This is a genomic window from Amycolatopsis echigonensis (assembly GCF_002846615.1).
Taxonomy (GTDB): domain Bacteria; phylum Actinomycetota; class Actinomycetes; order Mycobacteriales; family Pseudonocardiaceae; genus Amycolatopsis; species Amycolatopsis echigonensis.
This window is the reverse complement of sequence record NZ_PJMY01000003.1, coordinates 3,100,355-3,122,836: the sequence shown is the minus strand read 5'-3', so window position 1 is coordinate 3,122,836 and position 22,482 is coordinate 3,100,355. Positions and strand designations below refer to the sequence as shown.

The 22,482-nt window shown below is 68.1% G+C and carries 22 protein-coding genes; 8 read left to right on the top strand and 14 right to left on the bottom strand.

Annotation, left to right across the window (positions count from 1 at the left end):
* Window positions 1-148 precede the first annotated feature (148 nt).
* Together ATK30_RS19640 and mug are read right to left on the bottom strand one after the other, a co-directional pair.
* Window positions 149-937 carry a response regulator transcription factor gene (locus ATK30_RS19640; protein WP_101436839.1) on the bottom strand — a complete coding sequence of 263 codons (789 nt, stop codon included), beginning with the start codon at window positions 935-937 and terminating at the stop codon, window positions 149-151.
* A gap of 246 nt (window positions 938-1,183) precedes the next feature.
* Window positions 1,184-1,762: a G/U mismatch-specific DNA glycosylase gene (gene mug, locus ATK30_RS19635; protein ID WP_101436838.1), complete on the bottom strand. Its 579-nt coding sequence runs from the start codon at window positions 1,760-1,762 to the stop codon at window positions 1,184-1,186.
* A 28-nt stretch (window positions 1,763-1,790) separates the two neighbouring features.
* On the opposite strand from mug, the gene ATK30_RS19630 reads away from it, so the two are divergent.
* The gene (locus ATK30_RS19630; protein ID WP_244194664.1) at window positions 1,791-2,429 is read left to right on the top strand and encodes a class I SAM-dependent methyltransferase; all 639 of its coding nucleotides are present in this window, start codon (window positions 1,791-1,793) and stop codon (window positions 2,427-2,429) included.
* A gap of 183 nt (window positions 2,430-2,612) precedes the next feature.
* Here ATK30_RS19630 and ATK30_RS19625 read toward each other — a convergent pair whose 3' ends face one another.
* On the bottom strand, window positions 2,613-3,254 hold the full coding sequence (locus tag ATK30_RS19625; protein WP_101436837.1) for a VanZ family protein: 642 nt from the start codon (window positions 3,252-3,254) through the stop codon (window positions 2,613-2,615).
* 103 nt (window positions 3,255-3,357) lie between these two features.
* Window positions 3,358-3,483, bottom strand: coding sequence for a hypothetical protein (locus ATK30_RS46885; RefSeq protein WP_279630005.1), 126 nt, complete (start codon window positions 3,481-3,483; stop codon window positions 3,358-3,360).
* A gap of 170 nt (window positions 3,484-3,653) precedes the next feature.
* Here ATK30_RS46885 and ATK30_RS19620 point away from each other — a divergent pair, with 170 nt between their 5' ends.
* Together ATK30_RS19620 and ATK30_RS19615 are read left to right on the top strand one after the other, a co-directional pair.
* Window positions 3,654-5,342: a bifunctional metallophosphatase/5'-nucleotidase gene (locus ATK30_RS19620; RefSeq protein WP_101436836.1), complete on the top strand. Its 1,689-nt coding sequence runs from the start codon at window positions 3,654-3,656 to the stop codon at window positions 5,340-5,342.
* Between the two features lie 108 nt (window positions 5,343-5,450).
* Window positions 5,451-5,783, top strand: a complete 333-nt coding sequence (locus ATK30_RS19615; protein WP_101436835.1) for an MmcQ/YjbR family DNA-binding protein — start codon at window positions 5,451-5,453, stop codon at window positions 5,781-5,783.
* Here the strand turns inward: ATK30_RS19615 and ATK30_RS19610 are convergent.
* From ATK30_RS19610 to ATK30_RS19600, 3 genes are read right to left on the bottom strand one after another with little or no spacing between them, the layout of a single operon-like run.
* The gene (locus ATK30_RS19610; RefSeq protein ID WP_101436834.1) at window positions 5,773-7,614 is read right to left on the bottom strand and encodes a VanW family protein; all 1,842 of its coding nucleotides are present in this window, start codon (window positions 7,612-7,614) and stop codon (window positions 5,773-5,775) included. The two genes, ATK30_RS19615 and ATK30_RS19610, sit on opposite strands and share 11 nt — an antisense overlap.
* 24 nt (window positions 7,615-7,638) lie before the next feature.
* Window positions 7,639-7,971 (bottom strand): GroES family chaperonin, encoded by a 333-nt coding sequence (locus ATK30_RS19605; protein ID WP_101436833.1) that lies wholly within the window; start codon window positions 7,969-7,971, stop codon window positions 7,639-7,641.
* Window position 7,972: 1 nt separating this feature from the next.
* Entirely contained in the window at window positions 7,973-9,802 is a 1,830-nt protein-coding gene (locus tag ATK30_RS19600) for a thioredoxin-like domain-containing protein (protein WP_101436832.1), read from the bottom strand.
* Between the two features lie 169 nt (window positions 9,803-9,971).
* Between ATK30_RS19600 and ATK30_RS19595 the strand changes: the two genes are divergently transcribed.
* Window positions 9,972-10,544, top strand: coding sequence for a hypothetical protein (locus tag ATK30_RS19595; RefSeq protein WP_101436831.1), 573 nt, complete (start codon window positions 9,972-9,974; stop codon window positions 10,542-10,544).
* 3 nt (window positions 10,545-10,547) lie between these two features.
* On the opposite strand, the gene ATK30_RS19590 is transcribed toward ATK30_RS19595, so the two are convergent.
* The gene (locus ATK30_RS19590) at window positions 10,548-11,003 is read right to left on the bottom strand and encodes an SRPBCC family protein (RefSeq protein WP_101436830.1); all 456 of its coding nucleotides are present in this window, start codon (window positions 11,001-11,003) and stop codon (window positions 10,548-10,550) included.
* Window positions 11,004-11,020: 17 nt separating this feature from the next.
* Window positions 11,021-13,324, bottom strand: coding sequence for an oxidoreductase (locus tag ATK30_RS19585; RefSeq protein WP_101436829.1), 2,304 nt, complete (start codon window positions 13,322-13,324; stop codon window positions 11,021-11,023).
* 251 nt (window positions 13,325-13,575) lie between these two features.
* On the opposite strand from ATK30_RS19585, the gene ATK30_RS46235 reads away from it, so the two are divergent.
* A complete protein-coding gene (locus ATK30_RS46235; protein WP_244194663.1) occupies window positions 13,576-14,115 on the top strand; it encodes a hypothetical protein in 540 nt (179 codons plus the stop codon).
* 81 nt (window positions 14,116-14,196) lie between these two features.
* Here the strand turns inward: ATK30_RS46235 and ATK30_RS19570 are convergent, their stop codons facing one another.
* Genes ATK30_RS19570 through ATK30_RS19560 form a run of 3 tightly spaced genes read right to left on the bottom strand, consistent with a single transcriptional unit; the run spans window position 14,197 to window position 16,858 of the window.
* Window positions 14,197-14,970, bottom strand: a complete 774-nt coding sequence (locus tag ATK30_RS19570) for an amino acid ABC transporter ATP-binding protein (protein ID WP_101436828.1) — start codon at window positions 14,968-14,970, stop codon at window positions 14,197-14,199.
* Entirely contained in the window at window positions 14,967-15,920 is a 954-nt protein-coding gene (locus tag ATK30_RS19565; RefSeq protein ID WP_101436827.1) for an amino acid ABC transporter permease, read from the bottom strand. Before ATK30_RS19565 ends, ATK30_RS19570 begins: the two co-directional genes overlap by 4 nt.
* 23 nt (window positions 15,921-15,943) lie before the next feature.
* Window positions 15,944-16,858, bottom strand: a complete 915-nt coding sequence (locus tag ATK30_RS19560; RefSeq protein WP_101436826.1) for an ABC transporter substrate-binding protein — start codon at window positions 16,856-16,858, stop codon at window positions 15,944-15,946.
* Window positions 16,859-17,024: 166 nt separating this feature from the next.
* Between ATK30_RS19560 and ATK30_RS19555 the strand changes: the two genes are divergently transcribed.
* From ATK30_RS19555 to ATK30_RS19545, 3 genes are read left to right on the top strand one after another with little or no spacing between them, the layout of a single operon-like run.
* On the top strand, window positions 17,025-18,686 hold the full coding sequence (locus ATK30_RS19555; protein ID WP_101436825.1) for a circularly permuted type 2 ATP-grasp protein: 1,662 nt from the start codon (window positions 17,025-17,027) through the stop codon (window positions 18,684-18,686).
* Between the two features lie 15 nt (window positions 18,687-18,701).
* On the top strand, window positions 18,702-19,649 hold the full coding sequence (locus ATK30_RS19550) for an alpha-E domain-containing protein (protein WP_101440938.1): 948 nt from the start codon (window positions 18,702-18,704) through the stop codon (window positions 19,647-19,649).
* Window positions 19,646-20,488 carry a transglutaminase family protein gene (locus ATK30_RS19545; protein ID WP_101436824.1) on the top strand — a complete coding sequence of 281 codons (843 nt, stop codon included), beginning with the start codon at window positions 19,646-19,648 and terminating at the stop codon, window positions 20,486-20,488. Before ATK30_RS19550 ends, ATK30_RS19545 begins: the two co-directional genes overlap by 4 nt.
* Here the strand turns inward: ATK30_RS19545 and ATK30_RS19540 are convergent, their stop codons facing one another.
* Together ATK30_RS19540 and ATK30_RS19535 are read right to left on the bottom strand one after the other, a co-directional pair.
* The gene (locus tag ATK30_RS19540) at window positions 20,489-21,469 is read right to left on the bottom strand and encodes a FecCD family ABC transporter permease (RefSeq protein WP_101436823.1); all 981 of its coding nucleotides are present in this window, start codon (window positions 21,467-21,469) and stop codon (window positions 20,489-20,491) included.
* Window positions 21,466-22,482 (bottom strand): FecCD family ABC transporter permease, encoded by a 1,017-nt coding sequence (locus tag ATK30_RS19535; RefSeq protein ID WP_101436822.1) that lies wholly within the window; start codon window positions 22,480-22,482, stop codon window positions 21,466-21,468. Before ATK30_RS19535 ends, ATK30_RS19540 begins: the two co-directional genes overlap by 4 nt.

Here is a 22,482-nt window from a genome sequence, read left to right as displayed (position 1 = left end):
CGTGTCGTGTTCGGCTTTCCGGCCGGGCACCAGTTCCCTTACTCGCCGGTAACATCAGGATATTACCTACGAGTAACCAGAGCAAGCGAATCCGCCCTTCCAGGGGTGGCAATTCGCTCGGAATGACAGGACAACCAGGGGATCAGGCTCACCGGGTGCCGCGCGCCACGGCCTCCTGCACCGCCGGCGGACCAGCACTGTCGTCGAGCTGGGGGACCAGGATGCCACTGCGGAACGCGATGGTCACCGCGTGTGTCCGGTCGCGGGCGGAAAGCTTGCGGAGAATGCTCTTCACGTGGGTCCGCACGGTTTCCACGGACAGGAAGAGCAGTTTCGCGATCCCGGAGTTCTCCAGCCCTTCGGCAACGAGCTGCAAAACCTGGTACTCGCGGCGGGAAAGCGGCATGGCGCCCTTGGGCTGCACGAGGTGCCCGTCGACCGGAGCGGCTCTTGGCGACGGTTCGCGTTTGGGCCGCGCGGTGAGCGCGGACAGCGCCGGGTCGATGTAGCGCCGGTCGTTGTGCGCGCGCCGGACCGCCTCGGCGAGCCGCCGGGAATCGACCGCGCGCGGAACGATGGCGTGCGCGCCCGCGCCGATGGCCGCGGCGAGGTACTGCTGGGTGCGATTGGTGTCGCGCACGAGGGTGACCAGCACGAGTGCCGGGTCGCCCGCGTTGAGCAGCTTCGCGAGATGGCAGTTGGGGTCGAGCGCGGAGTCGAGGATCACGACGTCCGGGCGGACCTGCTCGCACAACTGCATCGCCGCGTGGTGGCTCGCCGCCTGGCCGGACCAGTGCAGGCCCAGCGTGCGGTGCACCATCGCCGCGATGCCCTCGCGGAAAATCGGGATCGGGTCGACGACCGCGACCCCCAGGCTTCGACCGCCGGCTGGCTGACCGGCCGACATGGGCGTTCGGTGGGGCTCGATGCCACGCATCTCGGGCCTCCGTCCTCGATGGTCGCTCCCGGTGACCGGCACGCCCCCTCGGCGTGCCCGCCGGTCCCCCCTGCCGGAACCGGACGGGAACGACACCTTGTCCCTGGTTCGACTCCGCCGAGAGCAGCTTGTGACGCGGTTTCCCCCTCATGGCCGTAACGGCTGGTCGCAGCAAACTCTGAGTAGAAAATTGGCTTCGAGGTGCGGTTGGACGGCGCAGCGAGGGTCCGCCCGCTCGGGTTAGCTCTACTGAGGGTTTAACTGCTCGGGTGAATCTCCGGTGACCGCCCGTACGCGCAGCCGACCGAACTCCTCGGCGAGCGTTTTCGGGGTCCAGTGAGCGTTCAAACCGCTCGGATTGGGCAGAAGCCAGACCCGAGTCGTCCCGATTGTCCGGTCCTGCGGCCCGACCGCGGCGCGGCGATCGCCGAACGCGACGCGGTAGGCGGTGATTCCGACCACTGCCAGCCAGCGCGGGCGGTACTTCTCGACCTTCTTGGCCAGGATCTGGCCGCCCTCGCGAAGTTCGTCGTCGGTCAGTTCGTCGGCGCGGGCGGTGGTCCGGGCTACGACGTTGGTGATGCCGAGGCCGAGGTCGAGGAGTTCGTCCTGTTCGCTCGGGTCCAGCAGGCGCGGGGTGAAGCCGCTGGCGTGGAGGGCGGGCCAGAAGCGGTTGCCGGGACGAGCGAAGTGCAGGCCGAGCGCGCCGGAGTAGAGGCCGGGGTTGATCCCGCAGAAGAGCACGTTCAGGTTGGGGGCCAGGACGTCCGGGATGGTGGTCCCGTGCGCGGCGGCTTGTTCGGCCTTGGTGGGTTTCGCGGGCATGGGTCCAGTTTCCGGCACTCTGGGCGGCATGAGCGTGACGCCTGACGGCTGCCCGGTCGACCTCTATCTGGAGCTGCCCGCCGCCGGCGAGCCGGAGGTGATTCACGGTGCGATTCCGCCGGGCGCGGAGGTGCTCGAACTCGGCTGCGGGACCGGGCGCGTGACGCATCCGCTGCTCGCGCTCGGACATCCGGTGGTCGCGGTCGATGAATCGGCGGAGATGCTCGCTCACGTCCGAGGCGCGGAGACCGTCTGCGCCCGGATCGACGAGCTTCACCTGGACCGGCGGTTCCCAGTCGTCGTGCTCGGCAGCCATCTGGTCAACGGGCCCGACCGGAAGGAGCTGCTGGCGGCTGTGCGGCGGCATCTGACTGCTGACGGGCAACTGCTGGTCGAATGGCATCCGCCCGCCTGGTTCGACCAGGTCGCGGACGGTTCCGGCGGTCGGCTGGGCGACGTGCGCATCGCTCTTGAAGACGTGCGCCGTGACGGTGCCCGGCTCTCCGCCACCGTCGTCTACTCCCTCGGCGGCCGAACCTGGAAACAGCCCTTCACCTGCGAAAACTTCTCCCTCGAACCCGCGCTCGAACAGGCCGGGCTGAGGTTCGAGCGCTGGGTCACCGCTGACCGGGATTGGTTCTCCGCACGACCTTCGGACGCGGGGTAGCCAACTCGGCGCCCCGGTCGGTAGCCTGTGTGATCTCTCGCACAACGGCGTCGATGAGGAGAGCACATGCAACTGTGGCTAGTGCTCGGCCTGGTAGCACTGATCATCGCCATAGCTTCGCTGATCGTGATCCTGGAAGACCGCCGCGCGGCGCGCCAAGCCGCGATCGCGAGACGAGCCCGGTTAGCGCGTCTGGGCGAGGTCGATCCGCTCGCTCCGGGCAGGCTCCACGCGGAGGGTTGAAGAGATCGGCCGGAGAGCGAGCAGCAGCGCCCCGGCCAGCCAGCCGAGACCGGACCCGAAGGTGTTGGTCATGAGGTCGTCGACGTCGAAAATCCGGTAGGCGAACGGCGCGGTCCCGAAGTTCGCGGTGAGCTGGGTGATCTCGACGGCCAATGAGGCCGCGAAGCCGATCGCCAGAGCGCCCACCAGCCCCCGCCGCCACAGAACCCGGGCGAAGAAACCGAGCGGGACGAACAGGAGCACGTTCATCGCGGCCTGCTGGAACGTCTGCGTGGTGAACCAGTCCGCCGCCGGAAGGCCGTGTTTCACCAGCTCGGTGTGGATGTCCGCGATCCACTGGAACGGCTCCAGCTGCACGGTCTGCTCCAGCCGCCTGCTGTTCGGGCCGGGCAGCGGCAGGAAGACGACCGCCAGCGCCATGCACGCGTACAACACGACCGCCGCCGTGGTCGCCAGGCTGCGCGGCCGCAGGCGGCCGTGCCGCGCGAACTGGAGCACGAGCTGCGGGATCAGGATCGTCGCCCAGACGGCGAGGAACCCGATGAACCCGTACTGCAGGGCGGTGACCTGTGCGTTCGTCATGCCACGAACGCTATTGATCTTGCCGCTCGAGCACTTCGGTCGAAGAGCCGGAGGGTCTGGACCACGGGTCGGCCAGATGGCCGAGCAGCCGCCGACCGATCGGTCAGCCGTCGCCTGAAGGCGGTTCGTCGTCCCGGTCCACCCGCTCCGAGCGCCAGGCCGCGAAGACGGTGCCGCCGATCAGCAAACCGACCACGCCGAGCACCAGCACGACGAGTTGCAGTTCCATTTGCCTCCCTCGGCGGCCCCACGCACAAAATCGGCGAGGCGCGGCCGAACGTTACCGAAATTTCCTCCGGTACTAGCCGTTCTGCCCTGGTCAGTACCGTCCGATTTGGGCAGACTCCTTCGCCGGGCGTCCGCATCAGGGGTCAGGCGGGCGCGAACACCGGAGGAAAAATGAAGCTCTTCACCCGGCTCGCGGCCACCGCCGCGGCCGCACTGGCCACCGTGGCCGTCACGAGCGCGCCAGCCGAGGCCGCACAGACCACCGACGTCCGGATCATCGCGCTCAACGATCTGCACGGGAACCTCGAACCGCCGTCCGGATCGAGCGGCCGGATCACGCTCTCGGACGGGACCAAGGTGGACGCGGGCGGCGCGGCTTACCTGGCGACGCACGTCAAGCAGCTCGAGGCGCAGGTGCGCAATTCGATGGTGCTGTCCTCGGGCGACAACATCGGCGCGTCGCCGGTGATCTCGGCGCTGTTCCACGACGAGCCGACCATGGACTTCCTCAACGAACTCGGCGTGAAGGCGTCCGTGGTGGGCAACCACGAGTTCGACGAGGGCTACCAGGAACTGCTGCGCATGCAGTTCGGCGGCTGCAACAAGACCGACGGCTGCCAGTTCCGCAAGACCTACGACGGCGCGCGTTTCCCGCTGCTCGGGTCCAATGTGTACTTCGACAACGGACTGCCCGCGCTGCTGCCGTTCAGCATCCAGTTCTCCGGCGGCGTTCCGGTCGGCGTCATCGGCGCGACGCTCAAGGACCTGCCGTCGGTCGTGACGCCGGAAGCCATCAAGGGCCTCAAGTTCGGCGACGAGGTCGAGGCGATCAACCGCACCGCGGACATCCTCGACCGGCTCGGGGTGAAGGCCCAGGTCGTGCTGCTGCACCAGGGCGACGAAGCACTGCCCGGCGCGGGTCCGAACGACTGCAAGGTGCAGCCGAACGGTGCGGCCGCGACCATCGCGAAGAACGTCACGCCGAAGGTCGACGCCATCTTCACCGCGCACAGCCACCAGCAGTACAACTGCGTGATCAACGACCCGGCCGGCCAGCCGAGGCCGGTGATCCAGGGCGCGTCCTTCGGCCGTCTGCTGTCGGTCGTGGACCTGAAGATCGACCGCCGCACGCGTGACGTGGTCCGGTCGCAGACCAAGGCGCACAACGAGATCGTCACCCGCGACGTCACGCCGGACCCGGCCGTGACGAAGCTCGTCGACGAGGCCAGGACGAAGGCCGCGCCGATCGCGAACAAGCAGGTCGGCACCATCACCGCGGACCTGCCCGCGGCGGGCGGGCCGTCCGGTGAATCGCCGCTCGGCGACGTGATCGCCGACGGCCAGCTCGAAGCGACCAAGTCCAACAACGCCGTGATCGCGATGACGAACCCGGGCGGCATCCGCGCCGACCTGACGTACAAGTCGTCGCCGGCCGGGGAAGGCGACGGCGTCGTCACCTACGGCGAGGCGTTCAGCGTCCAGCCGTTCTCGAACATCATGCAGACGATCACGCTCACCGGCGCGAACCTGAAGAACGTGCTGGAACAGCAGTGGGGCCAGACCGGCGGCACCAAGATCCTGCAGATCTCGAAGAGCCTGCACTACACGTACTCGGCGTCCGCGCCGGTCGGCTCGCGGGTTTCGAACATCACGGTCAACGGCACGCCGGTCGACCCGGCCGCCAAGTACCGGGTGTCGGTGAACAACTTCCTCGCCGCCGGCGGCGACGGGTTCACTGAGTTCACCAAGGGCACCGACCTCACGGGCGGGCCGGTGGACCTGGACGCGTTCATCGCGTATCTCGGCGCGCACCCGGGCATCGCTCCGCCGCCCGCGGACCGGATCACCGCGACTCCGTAAGTCCGTAGCTCAGCAACTCAGCAGCACCGAGGAGCCCTCGTCCACCAGGCGAGGGCTCCTCTCGTTTCTCCAAGACCGCGTGCGGACAAGCAGGGCACGATAGGCGGCATGACGATGACCTGGGACGACGTCACCGCGTGGGCACAGGCAGAGCTGCCGGAAACCGAGGTGGCGACCTGGTACCGCACGCCCGCGCTGAAGGTGGCGGGCAAGGGGTACGCGCGGCTGCGCACCGAGGCCGAAGGCGGGCTGGTGCTGTTCGTCGGTCTGGACGAGAAGGCCGCGCTGCTCGCGTCGGGCGATCCAGCCTTCTTCACCACGCCGCATTACGACGGCCACGGCTCGATTCTCGTGCACCTCGACCGCGTCGATCCGCAGCAGCTGCGGGAACTGCTCACTGAGTCCTGGCGGGCGAAAGCCCCGGCGCGGCTCAGCACATGACGATCGGCTGCGGCGAGTAGGTCGTGCTGCGGCTTTCCTCGCGGACCTCGCTGCCGCTGGCCAGGTCGTAGAACACCCGCGTGTCGCTGACGGTGAACCCCGACGCGCCCGGCGAGGCGTGGCACTGACCGTCCGGACCAGGCCCGACCTGCACCGGCGGCGGCACCTGGTTCGACGGCGCACCGCTGCGGCCTTCGACGCGATAGTGCTTGGTACCCCAGATCTTCACCGTCACCGAGTCGCCGCTGACACTCGCCTGGATCACGAAGCCGGTCGGATCGGTGTTGGCCAGCTTGAGATCCACGGCGTTGCCCGAGCTGTCCACCGCCACCGCGTCGCGGCCCGCCGGATAGCGGTTGATGAAATGGTCGTGCGCCGCGTGGCCGCCGTCGCCGAGGCCGGCCAGGTAGGCCGCGTTGTACAAAGTGGACGAAAGCTGCGACAGTCCGCCGCCGGTCACCGCCGGGCCGGTGCCGTCCTCGTCAACCGGCGCGGACGCGTAGCCGTCGCCCCGATGGTCGTTGAGGCTGAACGAGTCTCCCGGTTTCACGAGGACGCCGTTGATGCGTCCGGCGAGTGTGGCGACGTTCGCCGCGGCCGGACCGCTGAGCCCGCCGGTGGTGTACTCGCCCATGACCTCCTTGACGCCCAGCGCATTCGCGCCGTCGGTGGTCAGCGTCGGATGCTTCTGGTCGTAGGCGACCGGCAGATCGCGGCCGGCCGGCTTCGCGAGCACGTCGGTGAGGGACTTGAAAGTGGTGGCCCAGTTGATCTTTCGCCCGTCCTCGGAGGGCGTGACCGTCGGTACGCCGGAGTCGAGACTGATCTGCGCGTCCTTGCTGTCCGCCTCGGTGGACGCCAGATCCGGCTGGACGGCCGCGCGCAGCTTCTCCTGATCGATCCGCAGTTCGAGACCGCCGCCTCCGTTGGGCTGGAACTGGAACGACGACGCGATCGCGGACGGCTCCAGAGTGCTGTCCTTGCCTTGTCCGTGCAGCACGACCGGAGCGGAGACCGCGGGCGCGACCACGGTGTCCAGCAGCCGGTGCACGTCGGCGGAAGTGGTTTGGGGCGGCGTCACCGCCATCTTCAGCGTCACGCCGCGCGGCGAAAGCCAGTCCGCGACGACGGATTGCACCGCGGCTTGGACGTCGGTCAGCTCCTGGCCCTGCCGTGGCTCGACCGCATACGCGGTCACGCCGTCGGAGCCCTTCGGCGTGAACCCGATGCTGCCCTCGACCAGCGGATGGTTGAGCTGCTTTCCGGCGAGCTGCTGGACCGCGTCTGCCACCTCGAGCTGGTCGCTGCGCGTCACGACGCCCACCTCGCGGGTGGTGAAGAACGACAGCAGCCGCGTGACCGGGCTCCACGGCTGGTGTCCGGCCTGGGCGAGCGTGCCCGGCCAGTCGAGGCCGAGCCCGGAATCCGCGGGAACGAGCGTCGCGGTGACGTCGCCGGCGTGGATCGGCACCGGACGGGTCAGCCGCGGCTGGAGTTCGGTGTGCAGCTTGGCTTCTGCATCGGCGTAGGAAAGGCCGCCGACGTCGATCCCGGCCACCCGCACGCCGCGCGGCACGTCGCCGGCGCTGGTCATCAGGTCGATGCTGTAGAGCAGCACGAAGAGTCCGAGCAGACAGCCGACGATCATGAACGTGCGGCCGACGCGTTTGCGGAAGCGGCGGAAAGGCGTGTCCGGCGGCGGAGGCGCGTCGGCCACCGCGAAGATTTCCGTGGCCAGATCCGGCTCGCTGACCAGGGCGGGGTCGTTCAGCAGCTCGTCGCTCAGCAGGTCGTCGGCGAAAGACGCCGACGAACGGTCTTCCTCACGCAACGCCTGCCTCCCCTGGTACGGGAGCTACAGGTACAGCCCCGTGCCGTGTTCGGTCCGCTCCGTGGCCACCGCGTGGATGTCGCGCTCTCGCATCACCAGATGGCCTTCGCCCTGGATCTCGACCTCGAGCTGGTCCTCCGGGTTGAAGAGCACCCGGTCTCCCTGCTTGACGTTCCGCACGCTGTTGCCGACACCCAGTACATCACCCCACAGCAGCCTGCGCGCGACTTGCGCGGTGGCGGGAATCACGATGCCGCCGCTGCTGCGGCGCTCGCCTTCCTCCTGCGACAACCGCACGAGAACGCGGTCGTGCAGCATCTGGATCTCGAGCTTCGGCGTGTCCGGCACGCCCGCCATGCTACTGACCGGTTGCCGGGGCCTTGGGCTCGCCCGCCATCATCAGGCTCAGCGCCTTGCCTCCTCCGTCCTCGAACCGCACCGGGACGCCCCAGTCCTGCCGGGTGATCCGGCACGCCGGGTGCTCGCCGCCGTCGTCGCAGCTCGCGGCCTGTGCCACGACCTGCAGAACCCCTTCGGTCGCGCCCGCGGCGAACTTGATCCGCCGCACCAGGTCGGTGCCGACCCCGGCTCCGTCGGCGAGCAGTTCCGGCGGCGACGCGGTGATCTCCAGCCGCGTCGAAGGTCCGTAGCGCTCGTCGAGCTTTTCGCCCGGCGGCGGCGTGAAGACGACGGAGAACTCGACCTCGCCGGGAGCGAGCACGGTCGGCGGACGCTGTACGGCTTGCCGCTTGCCCGCGACGGCGGTCGCCTGGCCATTGCCCCCGAGCGGGGTAACCCGGTTGCCGGCCGACTCCACGACGTACAGCTCGCCGTCGTGGCGCACCAGGCCCTGCGGTTCGGCGAACCCGGTGGCGAGCGTCGTGACGTCGCGGGTGAACGGGTCGTAGCGGCGGATCGCGCCGTTGTAGGTGTCGGCGATCGCGACCCGGCCGTCGGGCAGGACCGCGAGGCCGAGCGGATGCTGCAGCAGCGCCTGATCGGACGGGCCGTCCGCGTGGCCGAAGGTGAACAGGTCCGTGCCGACCGCGGTGTGCACGGTGAACGACTCGCCCGCCGGTTCGATCCAGCGCAGGGCCGAGGTTTCCGCGTCGACGAACCACAGTTTCTGGCCGTCCACGGCGAATCCGGACGGCTGCGCGAAGAACGCTTCGTGCGCGTCGCCGTCGCGCAGGCCCTCGACGGTGGTGCCGGCGAACCGGCGGATGTCGCCGGAGACCGGGTCGAACACGCTCAGCGTGTGGTTTCCGGCCATCGCGACCACCACGCCGCCCGCGGGAGCCCACCACGTGACGTCCCACGGGCTGGTGAGGTCGATGTCCAGGGCCTTGCCGGTGTCGGTACCGTCGCGCCACTGTTTTCCGGTGCCGGCAATGGTTTTCACCTCGCCGGTGTTGAGGTCGAGGCCGCGCAGGCGGTGTCCGGAGGTGTCCGCGACCACGGCGTGGTAGCCGGCACGCTGCGCGACTTCGTTGGGCAGCAAGGCGATTCCGGACGGTTCGGCGAACTGGGCCAGGTCGAACGGCCCGTCCTGCGTCCCGCGGACCCCGCTGCCGAAGCGGCGGATGACCGTCTCGCCGTCCGAAGCGAACTCGACGATCGAGTGATGTCCGGTGTCCGCCACCAGAATCCGCCCGCCCGCGGTGACCACGGCCTTGCTGGGGAAACGCAGTTCCGTGCGCTGCTCCTCAACCGGCACGTACGGGTTGCCGCCGCGCCGGAGCGTGCCCTTCGCCTCGTGCTTGGCGACGAGGTCGGCGATCACGCGGCGTAGCGCTTCCCCGTGCCCTTCCCCGGCCGCGACGTGCACGACGTAGCCCTCGGGGTCGACGACGACCAGCGTCGGCCAGGCCCGCACGGCGTACTGGGACCACAGCTCCATCTTCGGGTCGTTGACCACCGGATGCTGCACCTCGTACCGGCGCACCGCGGCCTCGATCGACGCGCGCTCGCCCTCATGGCTGAACTTCGGCGAGTGCACCCCGACAGTGACCAGGACGTCGGCGAATTCCTGTTCCAGCGGACGCAGTTCGTCCAGCACGTGGAGACAGTTGATGCAGCCGCTGGTCCAGAAGTCCAGCAGCACCACGCGTCCGCGCAGCTGCGCCAGGGAAAGCCGGCGGCCGCCGGTGTTGAGCCAGACGTCGCCGGTCAGCTCGGGCGCGCGCACGCGGGCTTGCCGGGCTTGCGGTGAGGAAGTCACGGGGAGAGTGAACTACATCCGGTCACGCAGTGTTCCGTCAACCACGGCTGGAGAGAAGAACCTCACCCCGGCGAGGGAGCCCATTCCAGCGAAAAAGGACGCGCGGACGCGGCCTGGCGCTCCGTACGCTTCGGGCATGACACACGTTCAGCCGGCCGGAGCCTTCACCGTGGAGGAGGCCCGCGTCCTGCAGCAGAATCTCGGCGAGCCCTTGCGGCCTGGCCTCACGCCCGCCGAACTGAGCGACGTCGAGGACCAGTTCGGGTTCACGTTTTCCGAAGATCACCGGATTTTCCTCACCGCGGGCGTGCCGGTCGGCGACCGCTGGCCGGACTGGCGCCACGGCGACCCGGACCAGCTGCGCAAACGCCTGGACTGGCCCGTCGACGGTGTCCTGTACGACGTCGAGAACAACGACCTGTGGCTTGCCGAATGGGGCAACCGGCCGCGGTCGATGTGCAACGCGCTGGCGGTCGCGCGACGGCACCTGGCGACGGTGCCGCAACTGGTGCCGGTGTGCGGGCACCGGTATCTGCCCGCGGCGGCCGGGGAATCCGGGTATCCGGTGCTGTCGGTGTACCAGACCGATGTCGTCTATTACGGCTGGGACCTGCGCAGTTACCTGCGGCACGAGTTCGGCGGGGAGCCGCTCGGGGAGCAACCGGCGAACGTCCGGGTCGTGGAGTTCTGGTCGCGGTTCGTGGAGTGAGTGCTACTCGGCGGCGCTCTTGATCCGCGCGAGCGTCTCCTCGATGTTGACGCGGTTGGTCGCCGAACGGTCCTTGACCCCGGTGGCCACCACGGTCAACGGCGTGAACCAGCCGGGCCGCCGGTCCCACATGCTCTCGGTGACCACGCAGCCGTCGCCGGCGGGTTCGATCAGGTACTCCCAGCGAGAGACCGGGATCGGCCCGAGCTTGACGTCGAAGGCGAATCGGCGTCCCTCGTCCGCGGCCGTGATCACGGTGGTGGTCGACCAACGCCGCACGCCACGGCGATTGCGGCCACGAAATTTCGCACCCACCGCCGGGGCGGTCGCACCGCCGAGCCAGCGGTGGCCGCAGTACTCGGTGGCCGCCCCCGCCAGCGCGCCCGGGTCGCTGACCAGCGCGTACACCTTCGCCGGAGCGGCGCTGACCTCGATCTGCCCCGTCGCATCAGGATTCACATACCCAGAGTATGCGATCAGGACTCCCGGCGCAGCATCCGGCTCACGCCCGCCGCGACGGTCGTCGCGAGGACCCAGCCGGACGCGGTGAAACCGGCCGCCACCCAGTTGTCCGCCCCGTGCATGTACCAGCGCGACTTGTTGCCGAAGTCGACGATCGGCACCAGCAGGTCGGCGGTGTAGATGACCGGGTTCCACTGGAGGCCGGAGTCCTGCTGGTTGACCAGGCAGCGCGGACCGCTCGTCATATAGCGGCCGGTGTGGTCGTTGACGCAGTCGTCCTTGCCGAGCCCGAACCACAGGCTGCCGAGCACCAGCAGCGTCAACAGCCAGCCGAGCGCGCGCACCGGCCGGAAGCCGTAGCCGACCATCGATCGCTGCAGCCAGCTCCAGACGCGGACGCCGGGGCCGAAGAACTTGAAGCCCTTGGCGAGTGCTTCGTAGCGGAACTGCTGCTTTCTCAGAGCGACCGTCGAGGCGTGCTCTTCGTTTCCGGCTGCGCGCAGGGTCGCGGCGAGCTGGTCGTACGGGCCAGGGCGGTAACCGCGCATTGCCTTGCGGAGCAGCTCGATCCGATGGTCCAGCGCTTTGTCGTCGTCGAGCGCGATGCCGTGTTTCAAGGCGTCGTAACGGAAATCCTCGAGTTCCAGGCCGTCGGTGGCGTTCCAGATCTCCTCGTTGTCGTCCAGCGCACCGCAATGCGCCCTGCGCAGCCGTACCGACCCAGTCGGCGGTTCCGCGGGAGACAGCACGAATTCGTCCGCCGTGACATCGCTGGCGTCGAGCGCGATCCCGTGCGGGGGAAGGGATCCCAGCTTCGCGCCGTTCATGTCCAACCTGCGCGCGATCTGCGCGCCATCGAGGTTTACGCCGCCCTCAGCCAGGAACGGCCGGTCTTTGTCCTCGGTCAGCACCAAGTCACGCCCGATCCGCGCAGTGCGGATGTCGAGGGAGAAGCTGCTTGATTTCCGTTGGCCCGGCTCGGTCAGCAACGTGCCGAACATGTTCACGCTGCCGCCGATTTCCGCGCCCTGGAGCCGGAGCGTGCCCTGCAGCGTGGCGTCGGTCAGCTGGAAGTTCCCGGAGATTTTGGCCCTCCGCGCGGAAAAGGCGTCCCGCCCCGGGTGGAGGAACATCGAGTTCCAGGCGAGGAAGTTGCCGCCGACCGTGACGTCCGCGAGCCTCAGCTGCCCGACCGGCACGCGAAGGTTGGTCGCCTCGATGTCGCCGCCGATCGTGGACCCGTCAAGGTGCAGCGCCCGGTCGTAATACGGCGTCGCGCGGCCGCGCACCATGGTGATCTCCGCGCCGGCGAGCCTGAGCGACCCGCCGATGCGCGCGTTGACCATGCGGAGCGTGCCGAACGCCCGGAGCCCGTCGGACAACTCGAGATTGCCGTCGACCTTCAGCCGGTCCGCGACCAACGCCGGCCGCGGATCGAGGTACGGATCGCCGGATTTCCAGGCGTCCACGGCGATCGGCCCGCGCTGGTCTACCTGAAGCCGCGCCTCGCGCATGACGATGTCACTGTCCACAGTGGCGCTGGGGAGATAGAGGACCCCCTTGGCGGAGAACCGTTTCCGCTCACTGGCCGGTCCGTAGTTGTCGACCTCGCACAGCAGACTGCCGCCGATGTGCAACCCGTTCCCGTTGAACGCGAAGCCATCCGGGTTGTCGAACGTAGCGCCGGAGAAGTTGACGTTACCGCCGGTCCGCATGCCCGGCAGCCGTACTTCGCCCTTCGCGACCATGCGATAGGCCAGCAGGGCACCGGTGATCACCAGCCGGTCGCCCTGAATCGCCTTCCCGTGCGGATGGCTGATCGTGGTCCTCGTGAGCACGACCGACCCGTCGATCACCGCGTCGGTGAGGTTGACCGCGGCGTTCGGCATCCCGCGCTCGCGATCATCCCCGCGCTGCACGGTCGTGGTCTCGAGCTCGAACGAGTCCGCGGCCACTTCGATAACGCTGCGAATCAACCGGACGTCATTCCGGCTGCGCAGATTTCTTGCCCGCAGCCCGGGTAGCCAGCATTTCCGGAAAACGAGCCCGAGAAGAGTCGCCTCGCGCACGTCCGGCGGATGCTCGAACCGGCAGCGTTCGAATTGGAAAAGAAAATTGAGGTCAGCGGCGCGAAGATCGAGCGTGCCGGTGATGTAGGCGTCCTCGACCTGCACGATCGGCGCGTTGGTGGCCTGCCGTCTCCAGCGCAGGAGGCCGCTGCTGCCAGGTTTCAGCAGGTCCGCGGCTTTCACCTCGTACCGCTTGTCGGGAACCCCGGCAAACGGATCAAGCGGCGGCAAGGACGTATCGGTCGGCACGAGCCCCTTCTCCCCACGATCGTTCGGCCCTCAGGGAATCGGATCAAGGGCGGATGAGCAAGGGGCCTGGTGGAGTAGTGCGCGACCGTCCTTCGCGGTGGCTACTGAACGCGCGTGGTTGGCTACCGAAGTGATCCACTTGTCCGGACGATCTTCCGATAAGCACCTTCTTGGGCGGTTCGTGCCTGCTATGGTCACGCGGCGAAGCTGATCAAGAACAGAGGGTAGGCTGCACCCAGGAACCGCGGCCCGTGCGGGGAGGCAACGCGGCGGTGCCGCCGCCTCAACCGCCGCCTCCGCCGAATTTCGGAGCACTCGGGTCGGGTCAGGCCAAGGCGGACTTCGCGGCGGCTGCGTCCAACGGCGGCTGGGAATTCAACCCGGAGGCGATGGACAAGGTCATCCGGCAGCTCGAGGACAGCTTGGACAACGAGTACGCGAAGGCCCGGACCATCGCACTTCAGTTCGCGCAGCTCGGCCAGCCGGGTTCAGACACCGTCACGACCGAATACTCGAAGGCCGCGGACCGCGCCACCACCGCGTACAACGAATTTCTCCGCGGAACGGTCGATTACCTGGATTCTTCACAGCCGTCCGGACGGACGAGTCCGAGTATTCGAGACGCTAAGCAGGTGCTGCAGTGGCTTGATAAGCCGCATACGTACTTTGGGCGGCTGTACATCGCGGTCCGGGACAGTCGCGGGAAGCGTCGGCGCAACGAGGCTGTTCGGCGTGGACAAGTCCGGATGGATCAGTCTGGCCGGCGCTGGGCCGCAGGAGATGGCGAATAAGGTGCAGCAGCTGGAGAGCGAGCTGCGCTCAGGGCAGTAAAAAGGCCGCCCGGAGAATCTCCGGGCGGCCTCCCGCAAAACTCAAGCGTTCGGACTCAGCACCCGAGCCAAGAACGACTTCGTCCGTTCATGCTTCGGATCCCCGATGACCTGTTCCGGAGAACCAGACTCCACGATAACCCCGCCGTCCATGAAGAAGACCTTGTCGGCTACCTCGCGGGCGAACTGCATTTCGTGGGTTACCACGACCATCGTCATGCCGTCCTTGGCCAGTTGGCGCATGACGCCAAGGACGTCGCCCACCAATTCCGGGTCCAAAGCGGACGTTGGCTCGTCGAAGAGCATCAGCTTCGGTTGCATCGCCAGCGCGCGAGCGATGGCGACCCGTTGCTGCTGACCGCCGGAGAGCTGGCCTGGATAGGACCTTGCCTTGTCCGCCAGACCGACTCGTTCCAGCAGTTCCTGGGCCCGCTCCCGGACTCGCGTCTTCGGCTCGCCACGAACCTGGATCGGAGCCTCCATGACGTTTTCCAGCGCCGTCATGTGCGGGAACAGGTTGAACCGCTGGAACACCATGCCGATGTCCTTGCGTTGGGCCGCGATTTCCTTGTCTCGCAGCTCATGCAAGCGACCGCCGCGTTCGCGGTAGCCGACCAGCACTCCGTCGACATACAGCCGGCCCGCGTCGATTTTCTCCAGGTGGTTGATGCAGCGCAGCAGAGTGGACTTGCCGGAACCGGACGGGCCGATCAGGCAGATCACCTCTCGCTCGTGCACTTCCAGGTCGATGCCCTTCAGTACGTCGAGCGAGCCGAAGCTTTTGCACACCTTCTGTGCGGAAACGACTGGGGTCAACGCGCCGCACCTCCGCTGCCGCCGCGACCGAAGCGGTAGCCCAGCATTCGCGCTCCCCACCTGTTCTTCTGCGCGGTCGCCCGTGAAGTGCCGCGGGCGAAATACCGCTCGATGTAAAACTGGATAACCGTCAGCACTGACGTCATGAACAGATACCACGTCGCCGCGACGATCAGCAGCGGAACTGTCTTGTAGTTCTGCGAATAAATCGTCTGTACCGACACCATCAGCTCGAAGTACCCGATGACGACGACCAGTGACGTGGTCTTCAACATCGAGATGGTTTCGTTGCCGGTGGGCGGAATGATCACCCGCATCGCCTGCGGCAGGATGATCCGGCGCAAGGTTTTGCCCCGGCTCATGCCCAGCGCGGACGCCGCCTCCAGCTGGCCGCTGTCCACGGACTGGATGCCGCCGCGGACGATTTCCGCCATGTACGCCGCCTCGTTCAGGCCGAGGCCGAGCAACGAGGCGACGAACTGGTTGATCAGCGTGTTCGTGTCCCAGCTGATGAAGGTCGGCCCGAACGGAATGCCGAGGCCGATCTTCGAATACGCCAGCGCCAGGAAGTTCCAGATCACCAGCTGAGTGATCAGCGGCGTGCCGCGAAGCAGCCAGATGTACACCGACGCCGCGCCCGACATCAGCAGGTTCGGCGACAGCCGCATCACCGCGAGCAGCACGCCGCCGACGATGCCGATGATCATCGAGATCACCGTGAGCACCAACGTGTTCCGCAAGCCGTTGAGAATCCGGTTGTCGAAGAGATACTCGCCGACAACCGGCCACTGCAACGCGGAATTCGTGACAACGCTGCGGATCACGATGAACGCGAGGAACAAAATGATCACGCCGGCGATCCAGCGTCCGTAATGCCGGACCGGGACCGCCTTGATCGGGGTGGTGTCGACCTCCTGCCAGGATTCGGCGGGGCCAGGGGGAGTGGACACGAGTAACTACGTCCTCAGTTTCTTCAGGAAGCGGACGGGTTGATCTCCGACTTGGTGATGGCACCGGACCCCGACAAGCCCCACTTGTCCAGGATCTTCTTGTAGATTCCGGTGTCGATCAGCTTCTGGACGGCACCCTGCACCGCCTTGGCGAAGTCGCCGCTGCCCTTCGGCAGCACGATCCCGTACGGCGCGGTGTCGTACGGCGCGCCCGCGGACTCCAGCTGACCGCCGGTCTGCTTCACCGCGTAGTCGATCACCGGCGAGTCGGCGAGTTCGGCCTGCACGCGCTTCGCGGTCAGCGCCAGGTTCACGTCGGTCTGCGCCTGGAACTGGGTGATGTTGATCGGCTGCTTGCCCGCCTTGGTGCACGCGGTGTTGCGCTTGCCGAGATCGTCGACCTGCGTGGTGCCCTTCTGCACGGCCACGTTCTTGCCGCACAGGTCGTCCACCGACAGTTTGTCCGGATTGCCCTTGAGCACGGCGAGCGAGGTGCCCGCGCTGTAGTAGGAAATCATGTCGACGGTCTGCATCCGCTCGGCGTTGATCGTGAACGACGAGATGCCCATTTCGTACTTCTTCGCCGAAATGCCGGGAATGATGCCGTCGAACGCCGAGTTCTGGAACTCCGTCTGCACGCCGAGCACCTGGCCGACCGCGGTGCCGAGGTCGACGTCGAAGCCGGTCGCCTTGCCGTTCTCGACGAATTCGTTCGGCGGGTAGGTCTGGTCCTGCCCGACCACGATCTTGCCGTCGGCTTTGATGTCGGCGGGCACCATCGCGGCCAGCGCCGCGTCCTTCTGCGCGGTCGGCGCGCTTTCGGTTCCGCCGGGAGCCTGGCTGGAACCCGCGTCGCCGCCGGCTCCGTTGCCGCCCGCGCCGCACGCCATCGTCATGCCGACCAGCGCGAAAGCGGGGAGAAGGGCGAGCGCCTTCATTTGCTGTCCTCGGGCCACTTCGTCACTCCTCGTAGTTCTCAAGGGCTGAGAGCTGGCATATTGCCACTCGCAAGCGGGTATGCACAGCACTGCTGCGTCACGGGGAAGTTTCGCACAGGACTTGCCGGAAGACGGGTGTCACGGCCGCTCGGCGCGGTAAGTCAGGATGTCCCCCATGAACAGCAACCCCGGTCCCCGGCTGCCACCAGCCGGACGACGTGCGCGAACGGTGAAAGGCCGCCGCGCGGCCCGGCCCGGCGCGCAGTTCGACGGCTACCTCGCCCCGGAGCGGCCGCACGCCGGCGCGTACGACGAGATGTTCGCGCCCGACGGCATGGTCCGCGGGCCGTACCGAGCGCTGTACGGCTCGATCGCCGCGCTCGACGCCAGCGATCTCACCAACCGCTCGCAGGCGCTGGACCGGGCGATGGTGGACCAGGGGATCACGTTTTCGCTCTCCGGCCAGGAGCGGCCGTTTCCGCTCGACCTCGTGCCCCGCGTCATCCCGGCGACCGAATGGACCCGGCTCGAACGCGGCGTGACACAGCGGGTCCGCGCGCTGGAGGCGTTCCTCGCCGACGTCTACGGCGACCGGCAGATCCTGCGCGACGGCGTGCTCCCGCGCCGGTTGATCACCTCGTGCGAGCACTTCCATCGCGAGGCCTACGGGATCAAACCGCCCAACGGGGTGCGCATCCACGTGTCCGGAGTGGACCTCGTCCGCGACGAAGAGGGCACGTTCCGCGTCCTGGAGGACAATCTCCGCAACCCCTCCGGCGTGTCGTACGTGATGGAGAACCGGCGCACGATGGCGCGCGTGTTCCCGGACCTGTTCGCGCGGCACCGGGTCCGGCCGGTTGGTGACTACGCGTCACATCTGCTTCGCGCACTGCGAGCGGCGGCCGCGCCGAACGTCGCGGACCCGATGGTCGTCGTGCTCACGCCGGGGGTCTACAACTCGGCCTACTTCGAGCATTCGCTGCTCGCCCGGCTGATGGGCGTGGAGCTGGTCGAGGGTCGCGACATGTTCTGCCGCGACAACGTGGTCTACCTGCGCACCACCGAGGGCGAACGCCAGGTCGACGTCATCTACCGGCGAATCGACGACGACTTTCTCGACCCCGTGCACCACCGGCCGGACTCGGTGCTCGGCGTCGCCGGCATCCTCAACGCGGCCCGCGCGGGCAACGTGGTGGTGGCGAACGCGGTCGGCAACGGCGTCGGCGACGACAAGCTCGTCTACACGTACGTGCCGGAGATGGTGCGCTACTACCTGAACGAAAAACCCATTTTGCCCAATGTGGACACCTACCGCTGCTGGCTGCCCGACGAGTTCGACTACGTCATGCAGCACGCCGACGAATTGGTGATCAAACCGGTCGAGGGTTCCGGCGGGTACGGCATCGTCTTCAGGCCGGAAGCGTCCAAAAAGGAACTGGACGCGTTGCGCCGCAAGGTCCGCGCGAACCGGCGCGGCTGGATCGCGCAGCCGGTGGTGCAGCTGTCCACCGTCCCGTCCAAGGTGGACGATCGGCTCGCGCCGCGGCACGTGGACCTGCGGCCGTTCGCGGTCAACGACGGCAAAGAAATTTTCGTGCTGCCCGGCGGACTGACCCGGGTCGCGCTGCCCGAGGGCAGTCTCGTGGTGAACTCGTCGCAGGGCGGCGGGTCGAAGGACACCTGGGTGCTCGCTTCGCGGTCCTCGACGTCGGAGCAGGAACTCGACCGTCCCGCGCTCGGCGATGTATCCACTGTGGACGGCGTCGCCGCGGAGCAGGGTCCGGAACTGTCCACGTCGCAGCAGCAGCAACAGCAACAACAGAGCTGAGGGAGGGAAATCATGATGCTGGCCCGCAACGCGGAGTCGCTGTACTGGATCGGCCGTTACGTCGAACGCGCCGACGACACCTCCCGCATCCTGAACGTCTCGGTGCATCAGCTGCTGGAAGACGCGAGCGTCGATCCGGACCACGTCAGCCGCCAGCTGCTCGCCGTGCTCGGCATCCCGTTCGACGCGGGCGACGCGCTCGACGTGTGGAAGCTGACCGAACTGGTCGCCTACGCGAAGGACAATCCGTCGTCCATCGTCGGCTCGATCAACTCCGCCCGGGAAAACACTCGCGGCGCGCGTGAGGTCGTGTCGACCGAGCTGTGGGAATGCCTCAACGCGACCTGGAACGCGGTGCCGGACCGGCAGCGTTACGCCCGCCGCGCCGGACCGCACGCCTTCCTGTCCTTTGTGGAGGAACGCGCGGCGATGTTCGCCGGGCTCGCCGATTCCACGATGAGCCGCGACGACGGCTGGCTGTTCATGGTGCTCGGCCGATCGGTCGAACGCGCGGACATGGTGGTGCGGCTGCTGCTTTCACGAGTTTCCGACCGCGCCTCCTCGCCGGGATGGATGACGGTGCTCCGCTCGGCGGGTGCGCAGGACACTTACCTGCGCACGAACCGTGGCGCGCTTGACGCGGCTCGCGTGGTGCAATTCCTGCTCCGGGACACGCTGTTCCCCCGCTCGGTGTTTCACGCACTGCGCCAGGCGGAGGATTGCCTGCGGCAGCTCGATCCGGGGATCAACGCGCGGGGCAACGAAAAGTCCGAGGCCGTCCGGCTGCTCGGGCGTGCCCGCAGCGAGCTGGAATTCCTCCACCCCTCGGCCCTGCTGGACGACCTGCCGCGGCGGCTGCGCGGACTGCAGGAAGCGATCAAGGAAGTCGGGGAAGCGGTGTCCATCCAGTACTTCCACACGTCGCCGTGGGTGGCGTGGAGCGGCGCGGAGGTGTCCCTGTGAGCTGGCAATTGCGGGTGACGCACCGGACCGGTTACCGGTACGCGACACCGGCCACCCAGTCGTACAACGAGGCCCGGCTCACCCCGCGTTCGGACCGGCGGCAGACCACTTTGGCCACTCGCATCGAAACCTCCCCGGCGACCCGGGCCTACCGCTACACCGATTACTGGGGCACCGACGTCACGTCGTTCGACTTGCACGCACCGCACACCGAGTTCACCGTGCTCGCGACGTCGGTGGTGGAGACCGCGGACGAAGCGGAGCCGGTGCGTTCGGCGACGTGGAAGGACCTGAAGAGCGAGACCGTCCGCGACCAGCGCACGGAGTATCTGACGCCGACGCCGTACACCCCGAACGACCAGGAACTGTCCAAACAGGCCCGCGCGCTGCGCAAGGGACTGGACCCGGCGGACGCGGTGCTCGCGATCTGCGGCTGGGTGAACGAGCAGCTGAAATACCAGCCAGGAACCACCGGCGTGCACAGCACGGCGACGGACGCGTGGCGAGCGCGCGAAGGCGTGTGCCAGGATTTCGCGCACGTCACGCTGGTGATGCTGCGGGCGATCGGCATTCCGGCGCGGTACTGCTCGGGGTACCTGCACACCAAGCCGGAGGCCAAGCTCGGCGAAAAGGTGGAGGGCGAAAGCCACGCCTGGGTCGACGTGTGGACCGGCGGCTGGTGGGCGCACGACCCGACGAACGCGATCCCGGTCGGGCCGCGGCACGTGTGGGTCGCGACCGGACGGGATTACGCGGATGTGGCTCCGTTGAAGGGGATTTTCACCGGGGCCAGTCAGTCCACTTTGGATGTTTCGGTCGAGCTCACCCGCATGGCATAGTCACGCGACCTGGCGGCGGCGGGAAACCGCCAGCAACCACAACAGGTACCCGCCGCCCAGTGCGGCTGCGACCACTCCCACCGGGAGCAGCGAAGCGTCCAGGACGCGCTGGCCGACGAAGTCCGCCGCCAGCACCAGTACCGCTCCCATCGCCGCGGAGGCCAGCAGGTTCGGTCCGGGGCGACGGGTCAGGCGGCGGCCGAGTTGGGGTGCGGCAAGGGCGACGAACGGGATCGGCCCGGCCGCGGCGGTCGCGGAAGCGGCCAGCGCGACCGCGGCCAACAGCACCACCGCACGCACTCGCGGCACCGCGACACCGACCGCGACCGCCGCGTCGTCGCCCATTTCCAGCATCCGCAACGCGGGCTGGTGCACGAAGACGAACGGCGAAAGCACCACGACAGCCAGGCACAGCGGGATGAAGTAGTTCCAGTCGCGGCCGGCGAGGTCACCGGTCAGCCAGCCGACCGCCTGTGCCGCGGCCTCGAGTTTCGCTTGCACCAGCAGATAGCCGTTCACCCCGGCCAGTACCGCGCTCACCGCGATGCCCAGCAGCACCAGCCGCGAGCTGAGCAAACCGTGCGGAGCGCACAGCGCGGTGACCAGCAACGCGGTGAGCAGGCCGCCCGCGACCGCGCCGACGGAGACCAGGCCGGGGCCCGCGCCGAACAGCAGGATCATCATGATCCCGCCGGTCGCCGAGCCGGTGGTGAAGCCGATGATGTCCGGGCTGCCGAGCGGATTCCGGGTCACCGTCTGGAAAACCGTGCCCGCCAGCGCGAGCGCGATGCCGACGAAAATCGCCACCAACGCGCGCGGCAGGCGGCCGGTGACCACGAGGTACTGCGCCTTCGTGCCGGATCCCGCGAGCGTTCGCAGGACTTCGAGCGGCGACATCTCGTAGTCTCCGGTGCCCACGGCGAGCACCAAAAGCACCGCCGCCACCAGCGTCAGCAAGCCGACGACCACCCAGGTCCTCATCGCCGCACCGCCTTCAGCCGCCGCGCCACGATTACGAAGGCGACGCCGCCGACCACGTCCGTCATCAGGCCCACCTGGATTTCCCCGTTACCGCCGAGCAGCCGGCCGAGCACGTCGCAGCCGAGCAGCAAGACTGGCCCGAGCAGCGCGGACAACGGCAGCACCCATCGTTCGTCCTGGCCGACCAGCGCGCGCACGACGTGCGGGATCATCAACCCGACGAAGGCGATCGGCCCGCACGCCGCGGTCGCGGTCGCGGAGAGCAAGCCGACCGCGATCATGCCGACCGCGCGAGTCAGCACCGGGTTCGCGCCAAGGCCGCGCGCACTGTCGTCGCCGAGTGCGACTGCGTTGAGCGGCCGGGCGAGCACTCCGGCGATCACCAGCGCGGCCAGGAAGAACGGCAACAGCCCGGCGAGGCTGCCGAGGTTCCGGTTCACCAGCGAGCCGACAAGCCAGTACCGCATCTGGTCGAGGCTGTGCGTGTTGATCATCTGCATGCCCTGGTTGATCCCGACGAACACGGCCTGCACCGCGACGCCCGCGAGCACCAGCCGCAGCGGGCTCACCGAGCCGCCGATCACCGTGACCAGGACCGTTCCGGCCAGTGCGCCGAGGAACGCGAACCACACCAGTTGTTCGGGCGAAGTCACCGAGAACACCGCACCGCCCAGGACGATCGCGACCGCCGCGCCGTGGTTGATGCCGAGCAGGCCGGGGTCGGCGACCGGGTTGCGCGTGATCGCCTGCAGCAGCGCGCCGGCCAGCCCGAGCCCGACGCCGACCGCGAGCCCGAGCAGCGTCCGCGGCAACCGGTCGTCGCGGATCACGACGTCTTCGAACGTGCCGCTGTAGGAGAACAACGCGTGCCAGACGCTGCCCACCGGCAACCGGTTCGAGCCGAAGGCGATCGACAGCACCACCACCGCGACGAGGGCGACGAGCGCCGCGACCAGGACTGTCGCGCGGACGCCCCAGCGCCGGGATGTGACGCGCTCCCCAAGGAGGACCAT